This is a genomic window from Shewanella sp. 10N.286.45.A1 (assembly GCF_041470405.1).
Taxonomy (GTDB): Bacteria; Pseudomonadota; Gammaproteobacteria; order Enterobacterales; family Shewanellaceae; genus Shewanella.
In genome coordinates, this window is record NZ_JBFRMK010000457.1 from 1 (window position 1) to 339 (window position 339).

Sequence of the window (339 nt, forward strand, 5' to 3'; positions counted from 1 at the left end):
GCTTCGCCAGACGGATACAGTAATACTGATATCACTGTGACCTAACAGTTTACTGGTCATCTGAATATTGCCGCCACGCATCACGCTCCAACTGGCAATGGTTCGCCGTAAATCATGGATAGTGACGTTTTGCTCTTTCTCCTCGCTACGCAGACCTGCCCTTTCGGTTATGCGCCACCAAAAGCTGCCCTTACCTGACTTTTCGGTGATGTGACCTGTAAGACTGCGATTAGCAGGGAAAACAAATTTCTCACCTCGCACAGCTTCGACACTTCTGCGTTTAAGGATATCCATCACCTCAACCGTTAATGGCACAGCATGAGTATCCGTCTGGCGAAG

Annotated in this window: 1 protein-coding gene; it reads right to left on the reverse strand. The window is 49.0% G+C overall.

Annotation, left to right across the window (positions count from 1 at the left end; translation table 11 throughout):
- Positions 1-339: tyrosine-type recombinase/integrase (locus AB4238_RS22385; RefSeq protein WP_372035840.1), on the reverse strand; the 339-nt coding region annotated here is incomplete at both ends.